The sequence below is a fragment of the Nocardioides sp. CCNWLW216 genome, from assembly GCF_037120545.1.
Classification (GTDB): Bacteria; Actinomycetota; Actinomycetes; order Propionibacteriales; family Nocardioidaceae; genus Nocardioides; species Nocardioides lianchengensis.
Genome location: NZ_JBBBBJ010000003.1, coordinates 241,409 through 264,150 on the forward strand (window position 1 = coordinate 241,409; position 22,742 = coordinate 264,150).

Here is a 22,742-nt window from a genome sequence, read left to right on the forward strand (position 1 = left end):
ATCAGAGTGCAAGAATGCACTCTGTGACCGAAAGTGCAACGACTCGCCAGGTGAAGCGGCTGCGGACGGAGCGGCGGATCAGCCGCTGCGCGCAGCAGCTCACCCAGGAGCGCGGCCTCGACGGCTTCACCATGGACGAGCTGGCGGAGCGCGCCGAGGTCTCGCGGCGCACCCTGTTCAACTACTTCCCCAGCAAGAACGACGCCGTCCTCGGTCCGGTGCCGCCACTGTCGGAGGAGGCCTGCGGGGTCTTCGTCGCCGGGGGCCCGACGGGCCACCTGATCGACGACCTCTCCGCCCTGGCCGACGAGATCCTCGACGCCCACGACGTCGACCGTGAGGACGTCGAGCTGGCCAAACGGGTGATCATCGGCGAGCCCCGGCTGCTGCCGATCGCCCACGAGCGCTTCGAGACCGTCCTCGGTCAGCTCACCGACCTGATCCTCGAGCGCGAGGGCGACCGCATCACCCCGACCGAGGCCCGACTGCTGATCCGGCTGCTGGTGACGCTCTTCGAGTGCGCCATGACCCAGTTCGTGGCGGGCGACGACCGCCCGGTCGACGAGCTCTTCGACGAGAACCTCCGCACCGCCCGCACCCTGCTCGCCTGACCACCCGCTTCCTCCCTCTTCCTCCAGGAGACCACCCATGGCCACCCTGCTCCACCGACTCGGCAAGACGGCCTACCGCCGCTGGCCGTTCTTCATCGCCGCGTGGCTCGTCGCGTTCGTCGCGGTCGGCATCTTCGCGGGCACCATGTCCAAGCCGATGACCGACGCCTTCTCGATCCCCGGGATCCCGTCGGAGAAGGCCGCGGACCTGCAGGCCGAGCTCTTCCCGGGCGCCGTCGACGCCTTCGACCAGGCGTCGGTGAAGGTCGTGGTCGCCGCGCCCGAGGGCAGCACCCTCGCCGACCCGGAGTACGCCGGGCAGGTCCAGGACCTGATCAGCGACCTCGAGGCCCTCCCGCAGATGCCCGACACCCCGCTGGTCGACCCGGTCACCGCGGCGGCCGACCAGCAGCAGGCCGTCGTCGAAGCCGCCACCGAGGCCGGTGGCGACGTGGCTGCCGCTCGGGAGAACGCGCAGGCGCTGTCGCCGCTCTCCGAGGACGGCCGGGTCGGCACGATCACCTGGGACTTCGACGTCGAGACGGTCGCCGACGTCGAGCCGGAGACCATCACCGACCTCGGCAAGGCGATGGACGCCGCGAGCGAGAACGGCCTCGTCGTCGAGGCCAACGGGTCCGGATCGGCCGGGATGATGGAGATCAGCGGCACCTCCGAGCTGATCGGCATCGCCGTCGCGCTGCTCGTGCTCGTCCTCACCTTCGGCTCGCTGATGGCCGCGGGCCTGCCCATCGTCACCGCGCTGCTCGGCGTCGGCCTCGGCATCACCGGCATCACCGCCAGCACCGCGTTCTTCGACATCGGCTCGACCACCCCGATGCTCGCCACGATGATCGGGCTCGCGGTCGGGATCGACTACACGCTGTTCATCCTGGCCCGCTACCGCACCGAGCTGCACCACACCGAAGACCGCGAGGAGGCCGTCGGCGTCGCCGTCGGTACGGCGGGCTCCGCGGTCGTCTTCGCCGGCCTGACCGTGCTCATCGCCCTCTCGGCCCTGGCCCTGGTCCGGATCCCCTTCCTCACCTCCATGGGCCTCGCCGCCGGCGCCACGGTGCTGATCGCCGTCCTGGTCGCGCTGACCCTGCTCCCGGCCGTGCTCGGCCTGCTGAAGAAGCGCGCCTTCGCCGGCACCGTCCGCCGCTACCAGCCCGAGCGCGACACCGACGGCCTGGTCAAGAACAACGGCGTCCGCTGGGCCCGCCTGGTCGGCCGTCGGCCGATCACCGCCGTGCTCCTCACGGTCGTCGCCCTCGGCGCCCTCGCCCTGCCGTTGAGCAGCCTGCACCTCGCCTTCCCGACCGACAGCACGGCCTCTCCCGAGACCACGCAGCGCAAGGCGTCCGACCTGATCGCCGAGTCCTTCGGCCCCGGTCGGGACGCGCCGATGATCGCGGTCATCGACGGCCGGGACCTGCCGGACGAGGAGACCCGGACGTCGGCGTACGCCGACGTCGTGGCCTGGGCGGCCGGTCAGGACGACGTCCGCAACGCCCAGCTGATCGGCACCAACGACGACGGCACGGGTGCCCAGGTGCTGATCACGCCCGAGACCGGACCCGAGGACACCGCGACCGAGGACCTGCTCACCGCGCTGCGCGACGGGCAGGACGAGATCGAGGCGGAGACCGGGACCACCACCGGCATCACCGGCCTGACGGCCATCACGACCGACGTCTCGGAGCGACTGAGCGGCGCGCTGCCGATCTACCTCGCCGTGGTCATCGGGCTGGCGTTCATCCTGCTGATGATCGTCTTCCGCTCGGTCCTCATCCCGCTCACGGCGACGCTCGGCTTCCTGCTCACGGTGCTGGCCACCCTGGGCGCGACGGTCGCGGTCTTCCAGGAGGGCGCCTTCGGGATCATGGAGGGCCAGCCGATCGTCAGCTTCATGCCGATCTTCCTGATCGGCCTGGTCTTCGGGCTGGCGATGGACTACCAGGTCTTCCTGGTGACCCGGATGCGTGAGGCCCACGTCCACGGCATGTCGACCCGCGAGGCCGTCGTCGACGGCTTCCGCAACAGCGCCCGGGTCGTCACCGCGGCCGCGGCGATCATGATCGCGGTGTTCTCCGCCTTCATCCTGATCGACGAGCCGATCATCCGCTCGATCGGCTTCGCCCTCGCCGTGGCGGTCTTCTTCGACGCCTTCATCGTGCGGATGACGCTGATCCCGGCCCTGATGTACCTGATGGGCGAGAAGGCCTGGTGGCTCCCCGCCTGGCTCGACCGGATCCTGCCCGACGTCGACGTCGAGGGCGAGAAGCTCGACCGCCCGTACCTGCGGACCTACGCCGACGGCGCGCTCGACGGCCAGCAGTCCGAGGCCGAGTCGGTCCAGGTCTGAGCGATAGTCCCTGACGTCCTGCCGGCCCGACCGCTGCAGGACGTCAGGGACTATCCGATTCCCAGCTCCCGCAGCAGGTTTGCCGAGAACCGGTCGCCCATCTGGCCGATCACACCCTTCATGGTCGCGACGACGGCGGGCGAGGAGAGCTTGGGCAGCGGGAGGTCGAGGGTGATCTCCAGGCTGGTGGCCAGGTGGGTGCCGCCGTCAGGGGCGTCGGAGAGGTCGTACCAGCCCTCGACGCCGGAGCGCTCCTTCTCCCCGGCCGGCGGGTCGTGGTGGAACTCGATCCGCTCGAGGTCGTCGAAGACCATCCGCTCGGTGAACGCGGGCGCGACCTTCACGCCCAGGACGTCGAGGCCGGACATCTCCCAGCGCCAGTGCTCGCCGTCGGCGGTCACCCGCTTCAGGAACGGTGTGAGCGCCGCGATCTTGTCGGGGTCCACCAGGACGTCCCAGATCTGCTGGCGCGGAGCGGCCACGACCGCCTCCGCCGAGGTCTTCGCACTGAACCGGGTCATGCCCGGTGGTTACCCGGCGAGGGCCTTCTCGATGTCGGAGGCGATCTTCTCGGGCTTGGTGGTCGAGGCGTAGCGCTTGATCACCGTGCCGTCGCGGCCGATCAGGAACTTGGTGAAGTTCCACTTGATCCGGTCGCCGAGGACGCCGCCCTTCTCGGAGCGCAGCCACTGGAAGAGCGGGTGCGCGTCGTCGCCGTTCACGTCGATCTTCGAGAACAGCGGGAACGTCACGCCGAAGTTGCGCTCGCAGAAGCCCGAGATCTCCTCGTCGCTGCCCGGCTCCTGGTGGCCGAACTGGTCGCACGGGAAGCCCAGGACGGCGAAGCCGCGCTCGGCGTACTGGTCGTGCAGCGCCTGGAGGCCCTGGTACTGCGGCGTGAAGCCGCACTGGGAGGCGGTGTTGACGACCAGCACCACCTGCCCGTCGTACGACGCCAGGTCGATCTCCTGGCCGTCGATGGAGCGAGCGTCGAAGTCGGCCAGCGTCGCCGGCCCCGCGTTTCCTGACATGTGACAAGTCTGCCAGCGGTGGCCTGACCGGGGCGGGAGGTCCCGCTCAGCCGACCATCCGGCCGCGCACCCGCGCGCTCTGCTGGTGGCCGACGGGGTTGTGGTGCCCGGCGAGCTCCACGACGACGCGGCGGCCGGCGACCTGCAGCACCAAACGGTCGTCGGCGATCGACTCGACCTCGCCGGCGACGACGTACTCGTCGCCCTCGAGGCGATCCAGCACCGCGCCGGGCGGGCAGCGCTCGACGTCGCCGTGGGCCACCAGCCGCAGCTCCGGCCGGATCCCCTGCCGGTAGCGCCACAGCAGCAGCCCGCCGGCCAGCAGCAGCACGTCCGCGACCAGCGTCACCACCAGCGCGCCCGACCCGCGCACCTCCCCCTCCACGGCGTACGACGAGGGCCGCTCGGGCAGCACGCGGACCTCGATCTCGCCGGCCGCCACCGCCTGCTCGCGGACGTCCTCGGAGACCTCGACCGTCCAGCCGCGCTCGTCCTCGTCCAGCTGCTCGCCGGCGACGTCCTCCGGCAGCGCGAAGCCGACGTAGGAGCGGCCGTCCTGGACGGTGTCGGCGACCACCCGGGCCGTCACCTCCACACCGGAGCGCTCGAGCTGCCAGCGCAGCCAGGTGCTGTGCGCCAACGGGAGGTTGACCATCAGCAGCACGACCGCGACCAGCATCAGGCCGAGCCGACCGCCCCCGCCCGCGCGGCGCTCCGGGGTCGACGAGGACATCGACGAGGACATGGCAGCAGTATGCGGGTCACCCCGGCCTTCACCCCTCGATGACCCGTCCGGGCCATTGCCCATGGCCCAGCCGGGCTGGGAGCATCGGGAGGCTCGTGCCCGTCAGGCACCGAGCACCACGACTCGGCGTGGTCGACGAGCAGGACCTGCAAGTGGCTGGGGGGCCTTCGACGATGAGTCGTTCTATTGCTGCGCGCACGCGCGTCATCAGGCTGTTGACGCAACTGGTCATCACGGCGGTGGTGAGCGGCATGCTCGCCGTGACCGCGGCGGTGCTCGGCGCCGCGCCCGCGCAGGCCGCCGGTACGCCGGACCTGCAGCTGAGCGGCGGTCCGGCCGCCGAGGTGCTCTACGGCGAGACCGTCCCGGTGTCGCTGACCGCCTCGCTGCCCGCGGGCGCACCGAAGGGCTACAACCTGGCCTACCGGTTCGTGCTGCCCGCCGGCACGTCGTACGTCGGCGGCTCGGCCGGGTCCGAGGCCGGCGAGCCGACGGTGATCGCGAACGCGCCGACCAGCCAGAAGACCACGCTGATCTGGCCGAACACCTACGACCTGGTCGCCAACGCCAGCCACACGCTGGCCTTCGCGATCGCCTACCGCGACACCGGTGTCGCCGCCCCCCGCTTCGACGTCGGCGACCCGATCGCCGTCGACATGGGCGCCTACCTCTCGACCGACCCCCGCGACGAGGCCGACTTCAGCGCCGTCGGCGTGCCGCAGACCGGCGCCGACTCCTACAGCGGGTACGCCGAGAAGTCGACGACCACCCAGCTCACCGCGGTCGAGATCGTCAAGGACGAGCCGCACCCCGAGGGCGAGATCCCGCGCGGCGTGCACGACCACCAGACCGTCTACACGCTGACGGTGACGAACAACAAGGTGAACCCGACGACCGGGGTCACGGTCGACGACTACCTGCCCGCCGGCCTGGAGTTCCTGGGCTGCGCCGGCCAGGCCGACCACAGCGCCACGCAGGAGTACGCCGGCTCCGGCCCGATCGTCGTCACCGCGCCGACCACCGACTGCGTGGACCCGGTCCTGGTCGAGACGGTCGACACCGACCCCGACGGCTCCGGCCCCCTCCCCGCCGGCGTCTACACCCACGTCCGCTGGACCCACCTCGGCGGCTTCGCCGCGAACGGCGTGAAGAAGATCAGGTACGCCGCCGCCATCCCGATCCGCGAGAACACGGTCACCTGGCCCGGCGCGACCCCCGCCACCACCGGCGCCCAGACCGCGAACCTCGACAACAACACCGGCCCCGAGACGTACGACGAGCAGCCGCTGCTGAACGGCGCGATCGCCGCCGGCACCTACCAGTCGCCGGTCAACGGCCCGCGCACCGTGTCCGACGAGGGCACGCTGCTGCGCACCGCCGAGGACATCGCGATCCAGAAGTCGAACGACAACAACGGGCTCGAGCAGGGCGACCTGACCAAGTGGACGGTCGACCTGCAGGTCTCGGAGTACCGCTACGTCGACCACGTCGTCATCCGCGACACCGTCCCCAACGGCCTGTGCCCGCTCGGCACCACCAACCTGACGACCGGCAACAGCGCGAGCGACGCCGAGTGCGCCCCGACCGCGGGCAAGCTGCCGAGCCAGCCCTACACCTCGGTCGACGAGCAGTCGGACGGCACCTTCGCCGTCGTCTGGGACGAGAGCAACTTCCCGTCCCTCGCGCGGATCGCCCCGAGCGGCACCCGCCAGCTGACCTTCTGGACGCGCACCCGCGCCAACTACCAGTCCGGCTTCGCCGACAGCACCCCGGTGCTGTCGAAGGACGCGGTCACCAACAACATCGCGACCGAGGGCGTCGACTGGGTCCGCTGCGCGCCCGCCGACCCCACCTGCGGCGGCACCGGCACCAAGATCGACCACGACGAGACCGACGGCGAGCTCGACTACGACGTCTCCCAGTCCGGCAAGGCCGCCGAGGGCCCGTCGATCCTCAAGCAGGTCGCGGCGACGTACCCCGCCAGCGGGGACTGCGACGACCTCGCGACCGCGAGCTACGGCAAGACCGTGCCGGTCTACGGCCCGGGCGACTTCGTCTGCTGGAAGCTGCGGCTGGTCTTCCCGACCAACCTCGACACCTACAGCCAGGACGTCTTCGACGTGCTGCCGGACACGCTCAGCTACGTGGCGGGCAGCTGGAAGAAGACCGTCAACAACGACGTCCCCGTGGGGGCGTTCGACGACACCGCCGACGACACCGCGGGCCGGCTGAGCTGGAAGATCGGCGCCGGCGACACCGACGTCGACACCGGCGGCCAGGTCTTCGAGGTCACCTTCAAGACCACCGTCGGCTCGCCGCTCGGCCACCACTCCGGTGACGTCGACGGCAACCTGCAGAAGTTCTCGTACCAGAACACCGCGGGCCAGGCGTTCACGCTGCGCGACAAGGTCGACTTCGCCCTGAAGCTCCCCGAGGTCGGCGTCACCAAGGCCGCCGACGACGAGTCGGTCGAGGCCGGCCAGGCCGTCCACTACACGGTCGGCGTCCAGAACACCGGCGCCGCCCGCGCCGAGGACGCCCGGGTCTGGGACGTGCTCCCGTCCGGCCTCACCTGCGCCGCGATCAGCGCCGTGTCCGACGGCGGCACGTGCGCCGCCGGGCGGATCACCTGGACCGGGCTCGACGTCGCCGCCGGGGCCACGAAGAACGTGACCTACACGCTGACCGTCCCGGCCGGCGTCAGCCCGGGCATCACCTACACCAACCGGGTCGGCGTCGTGGAGTACGGCTACACGACCAACCACGGCACGACGTACCAGCTGGTGCCGAACAACCCGGTCGTCAAGGACCCGGCCCTCCCGACGCCGAACATGCCCGCCGCCGAGGCCACCGAGCAGATCCAGACCCCCAGCGCCGGAGTGGTCAAGACCCGCACCACCTCGGTGACGGAGTCCGGCAACAGCGCCGGCCAGGCGACCATCGGCGAGGTCGTGACCTACACGGTCACCACCACGATCCCGCGCAACACCACGGTGTACGGCGCCACGGTCACCGACCCGCTCGGTTCGCGGCAGACCCTGGTGCCCGGCAGCCTCTGCGTGAACGGCTGCACCCTCGACGGCAACCCCTTCGGCGGGGTCGGCGAGTCGCCGGCGAACACGGTCCGGGCGACGCTGCCGACGCCGTACAAGCCGACGAGCGCCGACGGCGTCCTAGTCGTGACCTTCCAGGCGACCGTGCTCGATGTCGCCGCCAACGTCCGCAGCGCCTCGCTCGGGAACACCGCGACGCTGGCCTACACCGACCAGGACGGGCAGTCGCGCACCCGGGCCGGCTCGGTCAGCACCACGATCGTGGAGCCCAAGATCGCGGTCACCAAGACCCACGCCGGGTCCGCGACGGTCACCGCCGCCGAGGTGAAGACGTTCACCGTCACCGCCTCGAACTCGTCGGCGACGAACGTCTCGACCGCCCACGACGTGGTGGTCGTCGACACCCTTCCGCTCGGCACCGACCCGGTGACGATCCACGACGGCGGTGTCTGGAACGCAGCCGCGCGCACGATCACCTGGACGGTCGCGTCGATCGCCCCGGGTGCCTCGAAGGCGCTCACCTACGACGTCCAGGTCGAGTCGCCGCCGATCGGCGGCACGACGTACCCCAACAACGTGGCCGAGACCGCCCGCAGCCTGGGCACCGTCCCGGGCGCGCGCACCTCGTCGTCGACGGCCTCCACGGCCGGTGACTACGCCGCCACCGCCTCCGACACGCTGAAGGTCGTGCTGCCCACCGTCACCAAGACCGTGGACCCGGCGACCGCCACCATCGGCAGCAACGTGACCTGGACGGTCGGGGTCGAGATCCCGGCCGGGGTCCGCTACCTCGACACCACCGTGGTCGACGGCGTCCCCGACGGCCTCGCCGTCGACGGGTACGGCGCGATCACCTGCACCGCGGGCTGCCCCGGCACCGACCCGGCCGTCACCGCCTTCGCGGTGACGACGGCGGGCGCGACCCAGCAGGCCGCCTGGTTCCTCGGCGACCTGGCCGCGGCGCCGCAGAAGCGCACCTACGCCCTGGTCCTGACCGGCCACGTGATCGCGACCAAGCGGGCGGGCGGCGCGCTCACCGCGCCGGTGTCGCTCACCAACACCGCGCGGGTGCGGACCAACCGGGTCGACACCCTGCCCGCCGCCCCCAGCGCCGTCGCGGCGTCGTACGCCGACACGGTCGGGCCGGCCTCGGCCACCACCGCCGTCCGGGAGCCGGTCCTCACCCTCGACAAGTCCGCCGACCGGGGGCCCTACGTCGAGGGCAACGACCTGGTGACCTACTCGCTGGCGATCAAGAACACCGGCACCTGGCCGGCGTACGACGTCGTCGTCACCGACCAGCCCGACAGCGAGCTGGTCGACGTCACGCTCGTCGACGGCGCCTCCCGGAGCACCGACGGCTGGACCGCGGGCGACCCGGACCTGGCCTGGCTGATCCCGGGCGGCATCGCGCCGGGCGCCACGGTGACCCTCACCTACACGGCGAAGGTCAAGCCGGGTGCCCAGCTCGCGGCCGGGGACCAGGTCGTCAACACCGCCGCCGTCCCGCGCTACTACGGCGCCCCGACCGCCGAGCGCACCGGCGACAGCGACAACCCGTGGCGCGAGTACGCCGGCCCGCAGGACACGGTCACCCTGACCGTGGCGAAGCCGGAGCTCACCATCGTCAAGACGCCCGACAACGGCGCCGCGACGGCCGGTGAGGACGCGACCTTCACGATCAAGGTGAAGAACACCGACGCCCGCGCCACCGCCCACGGCACCGTGCTCCGCGACGTGCTCCCGACCGGCCTGACCTACGTCAGCAGCTCGCCGGCCGGGACCGCCTCGGGTCAGACCGTCGACTGGACGATCGGCAGCCTGGCGCCCGGCGCCACGGCGACCATCACGGTCGTCGCCCGGGTCGGCGCGGACGTCGACACCGGCACCACGCTCACCAACACGGCGTCCACGCACGCCGACGAGGTGCCGACCGACAAGACCGACACCGGCTCGCTGGTCGTCGGGACCCGGACCGACCTGAAGGTCGTCAAGACCGCGTCGAAGAGCTCGGTGCGGGCCGGTGAGCAGCTCGTCTACACGCTCACCACCACCAACGTCGGGCCGTCGGACGCGCGGGCCTCGGTGCTCACCGACACGCTGCCGTCGTACCTGACGCTGGTCGAGCTCGAGGACCCGGACCGGTGCTCGGTCCTCGGCCAGGTGATCACCTGCTCGTACGGCACGCTCGCCCCGGGCGCGACCCGGACGGTCGAGGTCACCGTGCTGGTCGACCCGGCCCGCACGGCCGCGGCCACCAACGCCGCCGACGTCGCCACCACGACGCCGGACACCACCCCGGCGAACAACCACAGCGAGGTGACCACCCCGGTCACCCCGGTCTCGGACGTGTCGGTGGTCAAGACGTCGAACGGCACCGAGTTCCACGGTGGCGACGTCGTCACCTACACGCTGGTGGCCCGCAACGCCGGTCCGTCCACCGCAGCGGCGGTGACGCTGACCGACCCGATCCCGACCGACCTGACCTTCGTGTCGGTCACCCCGGGGGCGCCGACCTGCACGGAGACCGCCGGCACGGTCAGCTGCGCGTTCGGGGCGCTGGCCCCGGGCGCGTCGCAGACGGTGACGATCCGGGCCAAGGCCAAGGGCACCCCGGCGCTCCCGGCCGACGACACCCACGACCACCAGGTCGAGGTGTCGAAGGTCGAGCAGTCGGTCTCGCTGCAGGCCGGCGAGACCCGGACGCAGGACCTGTCCTGCACCGGCGGCGCGACCATGACCGACGGCTCGGTCGAGGTGATGAGCGTCGACCAGGGCGCCGGCGCCAAGACCGACGTCGTCGTCCGCGAGGCCCGCTCGACCGGCCTCGGCAGCTACCGGTTCGTCGTCGCGAACGGCACCTCCGGCCAGGCGCAGGTGAAGCTGTTCGGCACCTGCCTCGCGGCCGAGACCACGCCGGTCGAGGGCCACGCCCACGCCATCGAGGTGAGCGCGCCGACCGTCCTGTCGGTGGGCACGCCGACCGCCCTGCCGGTCGGTCGCCAGTCGTTCACGATCCCGGTCGCCGGCGGCACGCGCGGCGTGGCGCCGGGTATCCAGGTCCTCAGCGGCCAGGCCCGGCTGGTCGGCGCCGAGCCGGTCTCCGGGGGCTGGAGGCTGACGGTCGACGTCCTGGCCCCGGCCACGGTCGACCTGAGCCTGCGGACCCTGCGGGCGCGGACCGGCCTCGCCGGCTCGCCGACGCACCTGCACGCGCTGGACCTCCAGCACGTGAAGCGCACGGTGACGCTCGCGCCCGGCGAGAGCGTCGAGCGGGTCGGCTGCCCGACGCTCTACAAGGGCATCACGGCCACCTACGAGCTGCCCGCGGGCGTGGTGCTGCTCGGCACCTCCCCGCAGCCGGTCAACCGGGACTTCCGCCTGCTCAACACGACCGGCGGCAACGTCGACGTGCTGCTCGACCTCGAGTGCGTGGCGGTCCGGACGAGCAAGGCGCTCGGCGAGGTGCTGACCGTGGTGAACACGGCCGGCGTGGCCACCACGACGTACGACGCGGACGCGTCGAACGACACCAGCTCGGCGACGGTCACCGTGGCCCGGGCCGCCGGCAGCGTCACCCCGACGCCCATCCCGACGCCCACCCCCACGCCGGTCCCGGCCCCGGTCGCGCCGTCCTCGGTCGTGAAGGCCTTCCAGGTCGGCTCGGCCGGCCGGGGCGCCAACGTCCGGGTGGCCTGCCAGGGCACCGGCGTCTGCACCGGCACGGTGACGCTGACGGCCGTCGTGCCGCAGCGCTACGCCCGAGCGAAGCGGGTCGTGATCGGCTCGGCGCGCTACCGGGTGGTCGGCGGGCACACCGAGCGGGTGCGGGTCACCATCAAGAAGAAGTTCCGCAAGCTGGTCCGTCAGGACCGGGCCCGGAGGATCCGCGTCAGCTGACGCCGTACCTCCCTCGACAGGGCCGGTCCCCGCGCGGGGGCCGGCCCTGTCGGCACCTCGGGCGTCAGTCCCAGTCGGGCGGCGTCTCGGTGCTGATCGCGACGTAGTCGAGGAACCGGGCGACCGCGGCCGGATCCTGGTCGCGCTGCCAGCCGAAGGTCGTGGGGCGCTGGGCGCGGTCGTGCCAGAAGTGGCCGGGCTCGGAGGGCGGTCGGGTGGCGACCAGCCAGACGGCCGTGTCGGCGCCGTCCTCGGCAGTCCGCAGCAGCGGCCTGGTGAGCGATCGGAAGCGCGGCAGGTGGGTGGCCACGCCAGGCGTCTCGACCCAGCCGGGGTGCATGCTCTCGACCCGGACGTCGGTGCCGTCGTACCGCCGGGCCCAGGCGTCGGCCAGCACCACCTGCATCCGCTTGGTCCGCGCGTACGCCGAGACGCCGCGGTAGGTCCCGTCGCGGTACTCGATCGCGTCCTCGCCGTCGGGCAGCGCGGCGCCGTACATGCCGCCGGTCGACATCCACACCACGATCCCCCGCGCGGCGGTCAGCGCCGGCAGCAGCAGCTCGGTCATCAGGTGCGGCCCGAGCACGTGCACGGCGAGCTGCAGCTCGTGGCCCTGCGGGCTCTCGGTGCGGGTGTCGGTCATCGTGCCGGCGTTGTGGACCAGCCCGTCCAGCCCCGGCACCCGGTCGGCGAACGCCTCGCCCCAGTCCCGGACGGCGTCCAGGTCACCGACGTCGCAGACCTCCTCGACGATCGTGGCGTTCGGGTGCTCCAGCCGCAGCTCGCGGGCCACGCCGGCGAGCTTGTCGGCGTTGCGCCCGAGCACGTGCACGGTCGCGCCGAGCCGGGCGAACGAGCCGGCCATCGCCTCGCCGATCCCCGACGTTGCCCCGGTGACCAGCACCCGCTTGCCGGCCAGCGAGCCGGGCGCGGGGTCGGCGGGCCACCAGCGGCGGCGCAGCCGGGAGCCCAGCGAGGTGTAGCCGAGGACGACGGAGCGGTCCAGCGCCGTGTCGAGGAGGTCGGTGATCGCCATGCCACCAGGTAACCAGGAGGATGTGCGGGTGCTGACGAACTGGTCCGGGAACCACCCCTACGCCGCCGCCCGGGTCCACCGGCCGACCTCGGTCGACGAGCTGGCCGCTGTGGTGGCCGGCGCCGAGCGGGTGCACGCGCTCGGCTCGCGGCACTCGTTCACCGACGTGGCCGACACGCCCGGCGACCTGGTGGCGACCGACGCGCTGCCGGAGTCGGTCGAGGTCGACCCGGCGCGCCGGCAGGTGCGGGTCAGCGGCGGGACGACGTACGGCCGGCTGGCGGAGCGGCTGCACGCCGAGGGCTGGGCGCTGGCGACGATGGCCTCGCTGCCGCACATCTCGGTCGCCGGCGCGGTCGCCACCGGCACGCACGGCTCCGGCGACCGGACCGGGTCGCTGGCGGCGGCCGTCGCCGGGCTCGAGTACGTCGACGCGTCGGGCGCCCTCCGGTCCGTCCGACGGGGGGACGTCGACTTCGACGGCTCGGTCGTGGCGCTGGGCGCCCTCGGCGTGACCACCCACGTCACGCTCGACGTCGAGCCGTCGTACGACGTCCGCCAGGACCTGTACGTCGACCTGCCCTGGGACGTCGCGCTCGCGAACCTGGACGCGCTGACCGCGACCGGCTCGAGCGTCAGCCTGTTCACCGACTGGGCCAGCGGCCGGGTCGCGCAGGTGTGGGTGAAGAGCCGCGGGGCCGAGCCGCCGCCCACGCTGTACGGCGCCGCGGCGGCGACCGGCACGCTGCACATGCTCGTCGGCGCCGACACCGCCGCGGTGACCGAGCAGGGCGGCGTGATCGGGCCGTGGCACGAGCGGCTGCCGCACTTCCGCATGGCCTTCACGCCCAGCCGCGGCGAGGAGCTGCAGAGCGAGTACCTCGTCCCGCGCGCCCACGCCCCCGCCGCCGTGTCGGCCCTCCTGAGCCTGGCCCCCTCCTTCGCGCCGCTGCTCCAGGTCGCCGAGGTCCGCACCGTCGCCGCCGACCCGCTCTGGCTCAGCCCGGCGTACGACGTCGACGTCGTCGCCCTGCACTTCACCTGGCTCCGCGACGTCCCGGGCGTGTACGGCGTGCTGCCCGCGATCGAGGCGGCCCTGCTCCCCCTCGGCGCCCGCCCGCACTGGGGCAAGTGCTTCGTCGCCCCCGCCGCCGACCTCCGCCCGCTCTACCCCCGCTTCGACGACTTCCGCGCCCTGGCCGCCCGCCTCGATCCGGAGGGCACCTTCCACAACCAGTTCCTCACCCGCCACCTAGACCTCCCCTGACCCCCCACCTGACCCCGGCATGGCCGAGTCAGCACCAGTAGTGCTGACTCGGCGGGGTTCTCCACAGCCGGGCGGGGGCAGGCTCCTCCCATGCCGCAGGTGACAGCCGAGACGTGGGTGCCGGTCCCGCCGGAGACGGCCTTCGCCGTCTCCCAGACCACCGGCGAGGTCCGCCTCTCCTGGGACCCGTTCATCCGGCACCAGCGGCTGATCGACGCCGAGCGGCCCGGCAAGGACGTGCACACCTTCACCCGCGCCCGGGTCGGGCCGTCGATGGTCAGCCGCTACGTCTCCTACCGCCCGCCGACGTCGGTGGGCATGACGATGGAGCAGGGGCCCTGGTTCTTCGCGTCCTTCGGCGGCGGCTGGCGGTTCACCCCCGAGGAGCGGGACGGCGTCGCCGGCACCCGCGCGGTCTGGAAGTACACCTGGGCCGGCCGCCCGGCCTGGCTCGCCCCCGTCGCCGACCGGGTCGGGCGGGCGCTGCTCGGCCGCGAGATCCGGGCCCGGATCGCCGCCTTCGCCCGCGCCTGCGAGGACCCGGCGGTGTTGGCCGCGATCAGGGAGCGCTGAAGAGCGTCCAGTAGCTGCGGTAGTCGGGGTGGTCGACGTAGGCCGCGGACATCCGGTAGAGGAACCGCGCGACCTCGTCGGCCCGCCGCGGCTCCTCGGCGAGGTCGCTCCGCATGCTCTTGAGGATCGACAGGCTCTGGCGCGAGAACCGCTCCGCCGGACCGTCGCCGCGCAGCGACGCCTCGCTGACCGACTCCCCGACCCGGGCCAGGAGGAACTCGAAGAGGCTGTCGATCCCGGCGTCGTGGCTGGCGCGACGGGCGCGGGTGTGAGGCATGGGGCATCTGCTCCGGGTCGAGGGCGTGCGAGACCGAGGTTGAGGTGACCGTCCCCCCGGCGTCGCCCCCCGTTGGCGATGCGGCCGGACCACCTGTTCGGATGAGGGTAGCCGCGGACTGTTTCGGGGCGATGACAGTTGGCGCAAAGGTCCAGATGGGTACGTCGTCCAGGTGTCCCGTCCACCCTCCGCCGTCCGGCTGCTGCTGCTCCTGGTCGCGACCGCGCTGCTGACGGCGGTCGGCGCCGTACCCGTGCAGGCTGCGGGGCAGGACCAGGCCGCGGCCGACGGGGAGCGGCGCGTGGTCCGGGTCGGCACCGAGGGCACCTACCCGCCGTTCACGTTCACCGACCCCGACACCGATGAGCTGACCGGCTACGACATCGAGGTGATGAAGGCGGTCGGCGCGAGGGCCGGCTGGGACCTGCGGTTCACCCAGGGCACCTTCGACGCGCTCTTCCCGGCGCTGGACGCCGAGCGGATCGACGTGATCGCCAACCAGGTGACGATCAACGACGAGCGCGAGGCCCGCTACCTGTTCACGCAGCCCTACACGTTCTCCCGCGGCGTGATCGTGACCGCGACCGACACCGACGACATCACTTCGCTCGCCGATCTGAAGGGGCGCACCACCGCCCAGTCCGAGACCAGCAACTGGGCCCAGGTCGCCCGCGACGCCGGGGCCGACGTGCAGTCGGTCGAGGGGTTCGGGCCGGCCGCGGAGCTGCTGGTCCAGGGCCGGGTCGACGCCATCGTCAACGACAACATCGCGGTCCTCGACTACCTGGCCTCCACCGGCAGCGACGAGATCAAGATCGCCGGCGACGCGGGCGAGGAGGTCAGCCGGCAGGCGCTGGTCTTCCGGCAGGGCGACGAGGCGCTGCGCGACGAGGCCGACGCCGCCCTGCGGGAGCTGGCCGCCGACGGCACGCTCGCGGAGATCTCCGAGGACTACTTCGGCGCCGACGTCTCCGTCGAGAACGACGCCGACCTCGACGTCGCCGGCTCCGACAGCGGCCGGAGCCGCTGGGACGTCGTCCGGGACGCGGCCTGGCCGATGCTCCGCGGGGCGCTGGTCGGCACCATCCCGCTGACCGTGATCAGCTTCGTCGCCGGCCTGGCCCTGGCGCTGGCCCTCGCGCTCGCGCGGCTCTCCGGCGTACGGCTCCTCGACTGGCCGGCCCGGGCCTACGTCTCGCTGATCCGCGGCACCCCGCTGCTGGTGCAGCTGTTCATCGTCTTCTACGGACTCGGGCAGGTCGGCCTGAAGCTGCCGAGCTTCGCCGCGGCCTGCCTGGCGCTGAGCCTCAACGTCGCCGGCTACGCCGCCGAGGTGATCCGGGCCTCGATCCTCTCGGTGCCGCGCGGGCAGTTCGAGGCGGCGACCACGATTGGCATGGACTCCTGGCAGACGATGCGCCGGATCGTGCTGCCCCAGGCGTCGCGGATCGCCGTACCCCCGCTCGGCAACACGCTGCTCTCGCTCATCAAGGACACCGCGCTCGCCTCGGTGGTGCTGGCGCCCGAGCTGTTCCGAGCCGCGCAGGACGCGGCGGCGCTGAGCACCGAGTACCTGCCGCTCTACTGCTTCGCCGCGCTCTACTACTGGGTGATCTGCTACCTGGTCTCGCTCGCCCAGCAGCCGCTGGAGCGCCGTCTCGGGAGGTACGCCGTATGACGCTCGTGGAGGCGCACGGCATCACCAAGTCCTTCGGCGACCAGACGGTCCTGCGCGGCGTCGACTTCACCGCCGAGCGGGGTACGGCGACCGTGCTGCTCGGCCCGTCCGGCTCCGGCAAGACGACCGTCCTGCGCTCGCTGAACGTGCTCGAGACCCCGGACGCCGGGCGGGTCCGGATCGGTGACGCGACGGTCGACTTCGACGACCTCCCCCGCGACAAGGCCGCGCGGCGCCGGCAGATCGCCGCGCTGCGGGCCTGCAGCGGCATGGTCTTCCAGAGCCACCACCTCTTCCCCCACAAGACCGCGCTCGGCAACCTGCTCGAGGGGCCGGTCCAGGTGCAGGGCCGCCCGGTCGACGAGGCGACCGCCGACGCCCGGCAGCTCCTGGAGCGGGTCGGCCTGGCCGGCCGCGAGGACGCCTACCCCAGCCAGCTCTCGGGCGGGCAGCAGCAGCGGGTCGGCATCGCCCGGGCGCTCGCCCTGAAGCCGGAGGTGCTGCTCCTCGACGAGCCGACCTCCGCCCTCGACCCGGAGCTGGTCGGCGAGGTGCTGGCCGTCGTCCGCGACCTGGCGGCCGACGGCTGGACGATGCTGATCGTCACCCACGAGGTCCGCTTCGCCCGCGACGTCGCCGACCAGGTGCTCTTCCTCGACGGGGGCGTGGTCGCGGAACGCGGTGGCGCCGAGGTGCTCACCGACCCGCGGGAGGAGCGGACCAGACGGTTCCTCTCACGCGTCCTCGAGGCCGGCTGAGCGACCCGGAGCCGCGACCACGGCATCCCCGATCGGGGTGCGGGCGTGGACCACCATCCGCGCCGTACGACGGCTGTCGACCAGGCCGGCCTCGCGCAGCACGGCCAGGTGGTGGGAGGCCGTCGACACGGCGAGCCCGCACGCCTGGGCGGTCTCAGAGGTCGAGAGCGGCTCGGCGAGACTTCCGAGCACCCGCGCCCGTCCCTCGCCGAGCAGGGCGGCCAGCGCCGCTGCGCCGTCGGAGCCGGATCGCGACCAGGTCTCGGAGACGCCGTGGGCCGGGTAGAAGAGCATCGGATGGGCCGGCAGCTCGGTGACGGCGGCGCAGGACCGCAGGAACCCGGACGGCACCAGCATCAGACCGGTCCCCGTGCAGTCGACGACCTCGCCATGCGCGCGCAGGGTGATCAGCACGGCGTCACCGTCCCAGGCGACCTGGTCGTGCAGGGTGTCGACCATCGCCGCCAGCCCGTGCTCGCTGATCCGCCGGGAGCGGGTGCCGATATCGGCCCGCAGCAGCCGCAGCAACGCCGGCCAGTGCGGCGCCATCAACGCCGTCCAGGTCTGCTCCCACGCCTCCGCGACCGCCGCGCGGGTGCGGGCCGGGTCCTCGGCCAGGTCGGCCACGAGCCCGCGCCCCCGACCGGACGAGCGCTCCAGCACCTTGGCCAGGTCGCGCCGTACGCCGTCCAGGTCGGTGGCCGCGAGCCGCTCCAGCTCGGCCTCGGGGCTGAGCTCCCAGCCCGGCGTCGAGGTGAGGAAGTCGGGGAGGTAGCCGTCGCTGCGGATCAGCGTGCCCAGGAGCGCGAAGGCTCGGGCCGGGACCTGGTCACGGACCGCACGCACCCAGCCCCAGTGCAGCGGGTGCCGACCAGGATCGACGAGGGTGCGGACCGCGCCGGCGAGCTCCATGCCCGGCGAGACGCCGAACCGGATGGCTGAGATGTCTCCGGGCGTGAGCCGGAACTCGACGACCTTTCGATCCACGTCGAAAGGATAGGCAGCCCTCTCAGGACCGGTCAGGGTGTGGTCACCGGCCCGAGCCGCGGGCCTCACCTCCCGGAGCACCCCATGCGCAAGCTGATCGAGTCCACCTTCGTCACCCTCGACGGCGTCGTGTCCGACCCCCACGTCTGGGGGTCGCCGTACTGGGACGCCGAGCACGACTCCTACAACGCTGGCCTGATGGCCCGGGCCGGCGGCCTGGTCCTGGGCCGCGAGACCTTCGAGGGCTTCGCCCAGGTGTGGCCGTCGATGGCCGGCGACCCCGGCGCCGACACGATGAACGCCCTGCCCAAGCACGTCGCCTCGCGTACCCGCACCGAGATCACCGAGTGGAACGGCCACCTGCTCGACGGCGACGTCGCCGGTGCCGTGCGCGCCCTGAAGGAGCAGGACGGTGCCGACCTGCTCAAGTACGGCACCGGCGAGCTCGACCGCACCCTGCTGGAGCACGGCCTGCTCGACGAGCTGCACCTGTGGATCTTCCCGGCCGTCGCCGGCTCCGGCGACCGGATCCTCGACGGCGTCCTCGACGGGCCCACCCACCTCACGGTCGCCGAGCGGACGTCGTTCGCGTCCGGCATCACCGTGCTGACCCTCGTCCCCCGGACGCAGCCGTGACCGGCCCGCTGCACCGGCACTACCCCCCGGACCGCTACCGCGGCAGCACCGGCGAGACCAGCGCCTGGCTGCACCGCCCCGGCGGCGAGCCCGACACCCGCAACGCCGGGGGCGTCACCTGCGAGTACCTCGCCACCGGTGACCGCACCGAGGGCCGCTTCGGCCTCTACCGCTGGACCTTCGGCGCCGACGAGTCCGGGCCCGATGCCCACTTCCACCGCTCGATCTCCGAGCAGTTCTACGTCCTGGCCGGCACGGTCCTGCTCTACGACGGCCGCGGCTGGATCGAGGCGGGCCCGGGCGAGTTCCTCTACGTGCCCGAGGGCGGCGTCCACGGCTTCCGCGGCGGAGACCACGCGCAGATGCTGCTGATGTTCGCTCCCGGCGGGCCCCGCGAGGACTACTTCGAGACCTTCGCCCGGGGCGAGGCGATGACCGAGGAGGAGCGGTCGGAGTTCATGCTCCGCCACGACACCTACTGGGTCTGAGCGTCCAGCTCCTGGAAGAGCGTCACGGTCAGTCCGGCCGGCGCTTCGAGACGCGAGTTGAGCGAGCGCCACGGCGTCTCGACGGGCGGGGCGACCAGCTCCGCGCCACCGGCCACCAGCCGCTCGGTGCGGGCCTCGGTGTCGTCGACCTCGAAGGCCACCCGCAGCCGCACGCCGGTCTGCCGGCCCACCTCGACGTCGTCGATCATCCGGGTCTGCGCGGGGTTGGCCAGCTCCAGGGTGGCCCGGCCCGCGTCGAGGATCGCGACGCGCGCGTCGCCCTCCCCCTGGTACGCCGCCTGCTCCGGCAGCCCGAGGACGTCGCGGAAGAACCGCAGCGCCTCGTCGTAGTCCGTCGCCTCCACGACCAGCCGGAGCTGGCGCACGGGTGTCTGCTCGCTCATGCGGACCAAGATGTCACCGTCCGGTCGACCGGTGCTCACCTGATCCACCCGGCGCCCGCCCCCGGCCGCTCCTACGGTCGCGCGCATGGAGAAGGTGACGTTCCTCGAGGACGGCCCCCGGGTGCTGTCGGTGTACGACGGCTTCTTCGCGGGCGGGGCCCGGATGCTGCACACCGCGGTGGTCCGCAGCCTCGAGGCCACCACCAGCCAGCGGCACGCCGTCCTCGGCCTCAGCGACCGCGTGCACCGCGAGGCGACGGTCCAGCTGGCCCGTGAGGACGCGAGCTACCGCCGACTCCGCGCGGCCGGCGTACCCGTATCGCTCCTGCCGCGAGCGCCCGCGGACCCGCTGCGCCCCGCCCACCTCGCCTCCCTCGAGCGCGCGGTGGCCGGCGCCGACGTGGTGCTGTCCCTGAAGGAGCAGCCGCTGGCCGCGCTGACCCGGGTGGAGGTCACCCGGCCCGTGGTCACCTGCCTGCACCGCTCCGACCCCGAGCACCAGGGCCCCGGCCTGGAGACCCTCGTCTCCCTGGTCGAGCGCGGCGTCGTGACGACCGCGATCTGCTGCGCCCGCTCCACCCAGGCGGCCTACCACGCCGCGACCGGCATCCCCCTCGAGCAGCTGCCCGTGGTGCCGAACGGCGTCGACCTGCACCGCTTCCGCCCGGACGCCGACCAGCGCAGCGCCGTACGACGGGAGCTCGGCGTGGTCGGCGTCGCCCCCGTGGTGCTGCTCGCGGCCCGCTTCGACCCGATGAAGGACGTCGGCCTCTTCGTGCGGTCGGCCGCGGTCCTCGCCGCCCGCTACCCCGACGCCCACCTGGTCCTCTGCGGCGCCGGCATGTCCCCCGCCAACCGCGACCTGACCGACCTGCTCACGACCGGTCTGCGCTGCTGGGACGGCGCCCACCGCCAGGTGCACCTGCTCGGCATCCGCGAGGACATGCCCCGCCTCTACAACGCCGCCGACCTCGTCGTCCTCACCAGCGCGTACGGCGAGGCCGCGCCGCTGTCGCTGCTCGAGGGCATGGCCTGCGGCGCCGTCCCCGTCACCACCGACGTCGGCGACGCCGCGGCGATGGTCGGCGACCGCCGCCTGGTGGTCGACCGCGACGCCACCTCGGTCGCCGCCGGCTGGGAGGCCGCCTTCGAGCTGCGCGAGGAGCACGCCGAGCGGATCCTGCGGCAGCGCCAGCGACTCAGCGACCAGCGGTGCTTCGACGCCTACGCCGCGATCGTCGCCGGCCAGGTGCGGCCGGAGGTGCTGGAGCTCGCCGTGTGAGTTTCATCGGCTAGCCGATAAAGCTCATCCCTGGACGATGAACCTTCGTCGTCCCAGCGTGAGGTTCGTCGGCTAGCCGATGAAACTCACCAGCCGGGCCGCCTGCCGCGTCAGGTGGGTCCGCTCGGCGACGCTGGTGGCCTGGTCGGCGGCCCGGACGTAGAGCTCGCGGGCGGCGACGATCTCGCCGGCCCGCTCGCGCAGCCACGCCTCCACGGCGGTACGGCGGGGCAGGTCGGCCGGCACGCGCTCCAGGGCGCGCAGCCCGGCCAGCGGGCCGTCGACCTCACCCACGGCGACGGCCCGGTTGAGCGCGACGACCGGGGAGTCGACCAGCCGCTGCAGCTCGTCGTACCACTCGAGGACCTGGGGCCAGTCGGTCTCGGCGGCACTCGGGGCGTCGCAGTGGAGCGCGGCGATGGCGGCCTGAGCCTGGTACTCGCCCAGCCGGTCCACCGCGAGCGCCGCCTGCAGGACCTCGACCCCCTCCGCGACCAGCGCGGTGTCCCAGCGCGAGCGGTCCTGCTCGGCCAGCGGCACCAGCGACCCGTCGGCGGTGAAGCGGGCGGCCCGCCGGGCGTGGTGCAGCAGCATCAGCGCGAGCAGGCCCGCCACCTCGGGCTCGGCGCTGGCCCGCGCCAAGGGCCGGGTGAGCCGGATCGCCTCCGCGGCCAGGTCCACCGAGCCGGCGTACCCCTCGTTGAACATCAGGTAGAGCACGGCCAGCACCCGCCGCAGGTCTCCCGGGGCCCCGACCCCCTCCGCGGCCACGGTGCGCTTGGCGCGGCTGATCCGCTGGGCCATGGTCGCCTCCGGCACCAGGTACGCCGACGCCACCTGCGCCGTCGTCAGCCCGCCGACCGCGCGCAGGGTCAGCGCGACCGCCGAGGCCGGGCTGAGCGCCGGGTGGCAGCACCAGAAGAGCAGCAGCAGGGTGTCGTCGTGCTCCTCCGCGGGCCCCGCCGCGGGCTCGTCGGCCACCCGTTCCTCCCGGGTACGACGGGCCGCGTCCGACCGCGTCGCGTCCAGGAACCGCCGCCACGCGACCGTCACCAGCCACGCCCGCGGGTCCGCGGGCGGGTCGTCGGGCCAGCGTCGTACCGCCTCGAGAAGGGCCTCCTGCACGGCGTCCTCGGCCGTCGCGAAGTCGGCCCCGCGACGGACCAGGACGCCCAGGACCTGCGGCGCCAGGTCCCGCAGCAGGTCGTCCACGCTCACTCCGTGACGGTGCAGGGATCGTGGTCGAGGAAGGGCCGGACCTCGATCCACTCGTGCAGCGGCCGACCGCCCTGGCCGGGGGCGGAGGAGAGGAACGCCGCGGCCTCGTGCGCCCGCTCGAGGCTGTCGACGTCGATGACCATCCAGCCGGCGATCAGGTCCTTGGTCTCCGCGAAGGGCCCGTCGGTCACCGGCGGCCGCCCCTCCCCGCCGAAGCGCACGAAGGTGCCCTCGGGCGAGAGCGCCTGCGCGTCGACGAACTCGCCGCGCTCGCGGAAGGTGTCGGCCACGTGGTTCATGAACGCGATGTGCGCGTCGATCTCCTCCGGCGTCCACCGGTCCATCAGCACCGTCGCGTCGGGGTGCGGGGTCGGGTTGCCGCGGTAGTGCTTCAGCAGCAGGTACTTCGCCATCTCGGTCTCCTTCGATCCGG

Annotated in this window: 19 protein-coding genes; 10 read left to right on the plus strand and 9 right to left on the minus strand. The window is 73.0% G+C overall.

Features of this window, described 5'->3' with window-relative positions; all coding sequences use genetic code 11:
- Positions 1 to 50 precede the first annotated feature (50 nt).
- Positions 51 to 611, plus strand: a complete 561-nt coding sequence (locus V7S47_RS08810) for a TetR/AcrR family transcriptional regulator (RefSeq protein WP_336561218.1) — start codon at positions 51 to 53, stop codon at positions 609 to 611.
- Between the two features lie 37 nt (positions 612 to 648).
- A complete protein-coding gene (locus tag V7S47_RS08815; RefSeq protein ID WP_336561219.1) occupies positions 649 to 2,976 on the plus strand; it encodes an MMPL family transporter in 2,328 nt (775 codons plus the stop codon).
- A gap of 50 nt (positions 2,977 to 3,026) precedes the next feature.
- Here the strand turns inward: V7S47_RS08815 and V7S47_RS08820 are convergent, their stop codons facing one another.
- The 3 genes from V7S47_RS08820 to V7S47_RS08830 are packed head-to-tail and all read right to left on the minus strand — an operon-like array spanning position 3,027 to position 4,752.
- Entirely contained in the window at positions 3,027 to 3,497 is a 471-nt protein-coding gene (locus V7S47_RS08820; protein ID WP_090851854.1) for an SRPBCC family protein, read from the minus strand.
- Positions 3,498 to 3,506: 9 nt separating this feature from the next.
- Entirely contained in the window at positions 3,507 to 4,007 is a 501-nt protein-coding gene (locus V7S47_RS08825; protein WP_336561220.1) for a glutathione peroxidase, read from the minus strand.
- Between the two features lie 46 nt (positions 4,008 to 4,053).
- Positions 4,054 to 4,752, minus strand: a complete 699-nt coding sequence (locus tag V7S47_RS08830) for a hypothetical protein (protein WP_336561221.1) — start codon at positions 4,750 to 4,752, stop codon at positions 4,054 to 4,056.
- Positions 4,753 to 4,967: 215 nt separating this feature from the next.
- Here V7S47_RS08830 and V7S47_RS08835 point away from each other — a divergent pair, with 215 nt between their 5' ends.
- Positions 4,968 to 11,705: an isopeptide-forming domain-containing fimbrial protein gene (locus V7S47_RS08835; protein ID WP_336561223.1), complete on the plus strand. Its 6,738-nt coding sequence runs from the start codon at positions 4,968 to 4,970 to the stop codon at positions 11,703 to 11,705.
- Between the two features lie 64 nt (positions 11,706 to 11,769).
- Here V7S47_RS08835 and V7S47_RS08840 read toward each other — a convergent pair whose 3' ends face one another.
- Positions 11,770 to 12,741 (minus strand): SDR family NAD(P)-dependent oxidoreductase, encoded by a 972-nt coding sequence (locus V7S47_RS08840; RefSeq protein ID WP_336561224.1) that lies wholly within the window; start codon positions 12,739 to 12,741, stop codon positions 11,770 to 11,772.
- A gap of 28 nt (positions 12,742 to 12,769) precedes the next feature.
- On the opposite strand from V7S47_RS08840, the gene V7S47_RS08845 reads away from it, so the two are divergent.
- Both V7S47_RS08845 and V7S47_RS08850 read left to right on the plus strand, forming a co-directional pair.
- Complete coding sequence (locus V7S47_RS08845; protein ID WP_336561225.1) at positions 12,770 to 14,008, plus strand: FAD-binding protein; 1,239 nt, start codon at positions 12,770 to 12,772, stop codon at positions 14,006 to 14,008.
- A gap of 90 nt (positions 14,009 to 14,098) precedes the next feature.
- Positions 14,099 to 14,581, plus strand: a complete 483-nt coding sequence (locus tag V7S47_RS08850; protein ID WP_336561226.1) for an SRPBCC family protein — start codon at positions 14,099 to 14,101, stop codon at positions 14,579 to 14,581.
- Here the strand turns inward: V7S47_RS08850 and V7S47_RS08855 are convergent.
- A complete protein-coding gene (locus tag V7S47_RS08855) occupies positions 14,568 to 14,858 on the minus strand; it encodes a hypothetical protein (protein ID WP_336561228.1) in 291 nt (96 codons plus the stop codon). The two genes, V7S47_RS08850 and V7S47_RS08855, sit on opposite strands and share 14 nt — an antisense overlap.
- 172 nt (positions 14,859 to 15,030) lie before the next feature.
- On the opposite strand from V7S47_RS08855, the gene V7S47_RS08860 reads away from it, so the two are divergent.
- Together V7S47_RS08860 and V7S47_RS08865 are read left to right on the plus strand one after the other, a co-directional pair.
- Positions 15,031 to 16,536 (plus strand): ABC transporter substrate-binding protein/permease, encoded by a 1,506-nt coding sequence (locus V7S47_RS08860; protein ID WP_336561229.1) that lies wholly within the window; start codon positions 15,031 to 15,033, stop codon positions 16,534 to 16,536.
- On the plus strand, positions 16,533 to 17,294 hold the full coding sequence (locus V7S47_RS08865; RefSeq protein ID WP_336561230.1) for an amino acid ABC transporter ATP-binding protein: 762 nt from the start codon (positions 16,533 to 16,535) through the stop codon (positions 17,292 to 17,294). Before V7S47_RS08860 ends, V7S47_RS08865 begins: the two co-directional genes overlap by 4 nt.
- Here V7S47_RS08865 and V7S47_RS08870 read toward each other — a convergent pair.
- The gene (locus tag V7S47_RS08870) at positions 17,271 to 18,281 is read right to left on the minus strand and encodes an ArsR/SmtB family transcription factor (protein WP_336561231.1); all 1,011 of its coding nucleotides are present in this window, start codon (positions 18,279 to 18,281) and stop codon (positions 17,271 to 17,273) included. The genes V7S47_RS08865 and V7S47_RS08870 overlap by 24 nt on opposite strands.
- Before the next feature lie 84 nt (positions 18,282 to 18,365).
- Here V7S47_RS08870 and V7S47_RS08875 point away from each other — a divergent pair, with 84 nt between their 5' ends.
- Together V7S47_RS08875 and V7S47_RS08880 are read left to right on the plus strand one after the other, a co-directional pair.
- On the plus strand, positions 18,366 to 18,917 hold the full coding sequence (locus V7S47_RS08875) for a dihydrofolate reductase family protein (RefSeq protein WP_336561232.1): 552 nt from the start codon (positions 18,366 to 18,368) through the stop codon (positions 18,915 to 18,917).
- Entirely contained in the window at positions 18,914 to 19,405 is a 492-nt protein-coding gene (locus tag V7S47_RS08880) for a cupin domain-containing protein (RefSeq protein ID WP_336561233.1), read from the plus strand. The genes V7S47_RS08875 and V7S47_RS08880 overlap by 4 nt, the downstream gene beginning before the upstream one ends.
- Here the strand turns inward: V7S47_RS08880 and V7S47_RS08885 are convergent.
- Positions 19,393 to 19,809 carry a VOC family protein gene (locus tag V7S47_RS08885; protein WP_336561234.1) on the minus strand — a complete coding sequence of 139 codons (417 nt, stop codon included), beginning with the start codon at positions 19,807 to 19,809 and terminating at the stop codon, positions 19,393 to 19,395. The genes V7S47_RS08880 and V7S47_RS08885 overlap by 13 nt on opposite strands.
- A gap of 85 nt (positions 19,810 to 19,894) precedes the next feature.
- Between V7S47_RS08885 and V7S47_RS08890 the strand changes: the two genes are divergently transcribed.
- Complete coding sequence (locus tag V7S47_RS08890) at positions 19,895 to 21,091, plus strand: glycosyltransferase (RefSeq protein ID WP_336561235.1); 1,197 nt, start codon at positions 19,895 to 19,897, stop codon at positions 21,089 to 21,091.
- A gap of 72 nt (positions 21,092 to 21,163) precedes the next feature.
- Here V7S47_RS08890 and V7S47_RS08895 read toward each other — a convergent pair whose 3' ends face one another.
- Positions 21,164 to 22,309, minus strand: a complete 1,146-nt coding sequence (locus tag V7S47_RS08895) for an RNA polymerase sigma factor (RefSeq protein ID WP_442945336.1) — start codon at positions 22,307 to 22,309, stop codon at positions 21,164 to 21,166.
- On the minus strand, positions 22,306 to 22,722 hold the full coding sequence (locus tag V7S47_RS08900; protein WP_336561236.1) for a YciI family protein: 417 nt from the start codon (positions 22,720 to 22,722) through the stop codon (positions 22,306 to 22,308). Before V7S47_RS08900 ends, V7S47_RS08895 begins: the two co-directional genes overlap by 4 nt.
- Positions 22,723 to 22,742 lie beyond the last annotated feature (20 nt).

Coding starts and splice junctions, on each gene's coding strand:
- V7S47_RS08815 (WP_336561219.1), top strand. CDS start 649: ATGGCCACCCTGCTCCACCGACTCGGCAAGACGGCCTACCGCCGCTGG.
- V7S47_RS08820 (WP_090851854.1), bottom strand. CDS start 3,497: ATGACCCGGTTCAGTGCGAAGACCTCGGCGGAGGCGGTCGTGGCCGCT.
- V7S47_RS08825 (WP_336561220.1), bottom strand. CDS start 4,007: ATGTCAGGAAACGCGGGGCCGGCGACGCTGGCCGACTTCGACGCTCGC.
- V7S47_RS08830 (WP_336561221.1), bottom strand. CDS start 4,752: ATGTCCTCGTCGATGTCCTCGTCGACCCCGGAGCGCCGCGCGGGCGGG.
- V7S47_RS08840 (WP_336561224.1), bottom strand. CDS start 12,741: ATGGCGATCACCGACCTCCTCGACACGGCGCTGGACCGCTCCGTCGTC.
- V7S47_RS08850 (WP_336561226.1), top strand. CDS start 14,099: ATGCCGCAGGTGACAGCCGAGACGTGGGTGCCGGTCCCGCCGGAGACG.
- V7S47_RS08855 (WP_336561228.1), bottom strand. CDS start 14,858: ATGCCTCACACCCGCGCCCGTCGCGCCAGCCACGACGCCGGGATCGAC.
- V7S47_RS08865 (WP_336561230.1), top strand. CDS start 16,533: ATGACGCTCGTGGAGGCGCACGGCATCACCAAGTCCTTCGGCGACCAG.
- V7S47_RS08875 (WP_336561232.1), top strand. CDS start 18,366: ATGCGCAAGCTGATCGAGTCCACCTTCGTCACCCTCGACGGCGTCGTG.
- V7S47_RS08885 (WP_336561234.1), bottom strand. CDS start 19,809: ATGAGCGAGCAGACACCCGTGCGCCAGCTCCGGCTGGTCGTGGAGGCG.
- V7S47_RS08890 (WP_336561235.1), top strand. CDS start 19,895: ATGGAGAAGGTGACGTTCCTCGAGGACGGCCCCCGGGTGCTGTCGGTG.
- V7S47_RS08900 (WP_336561236.1), bottom strand. CDS start 22,722: ATGGCGAAGTACCTGCTGCTGAAGCACTACCGCGGCAACCCGACCCCG.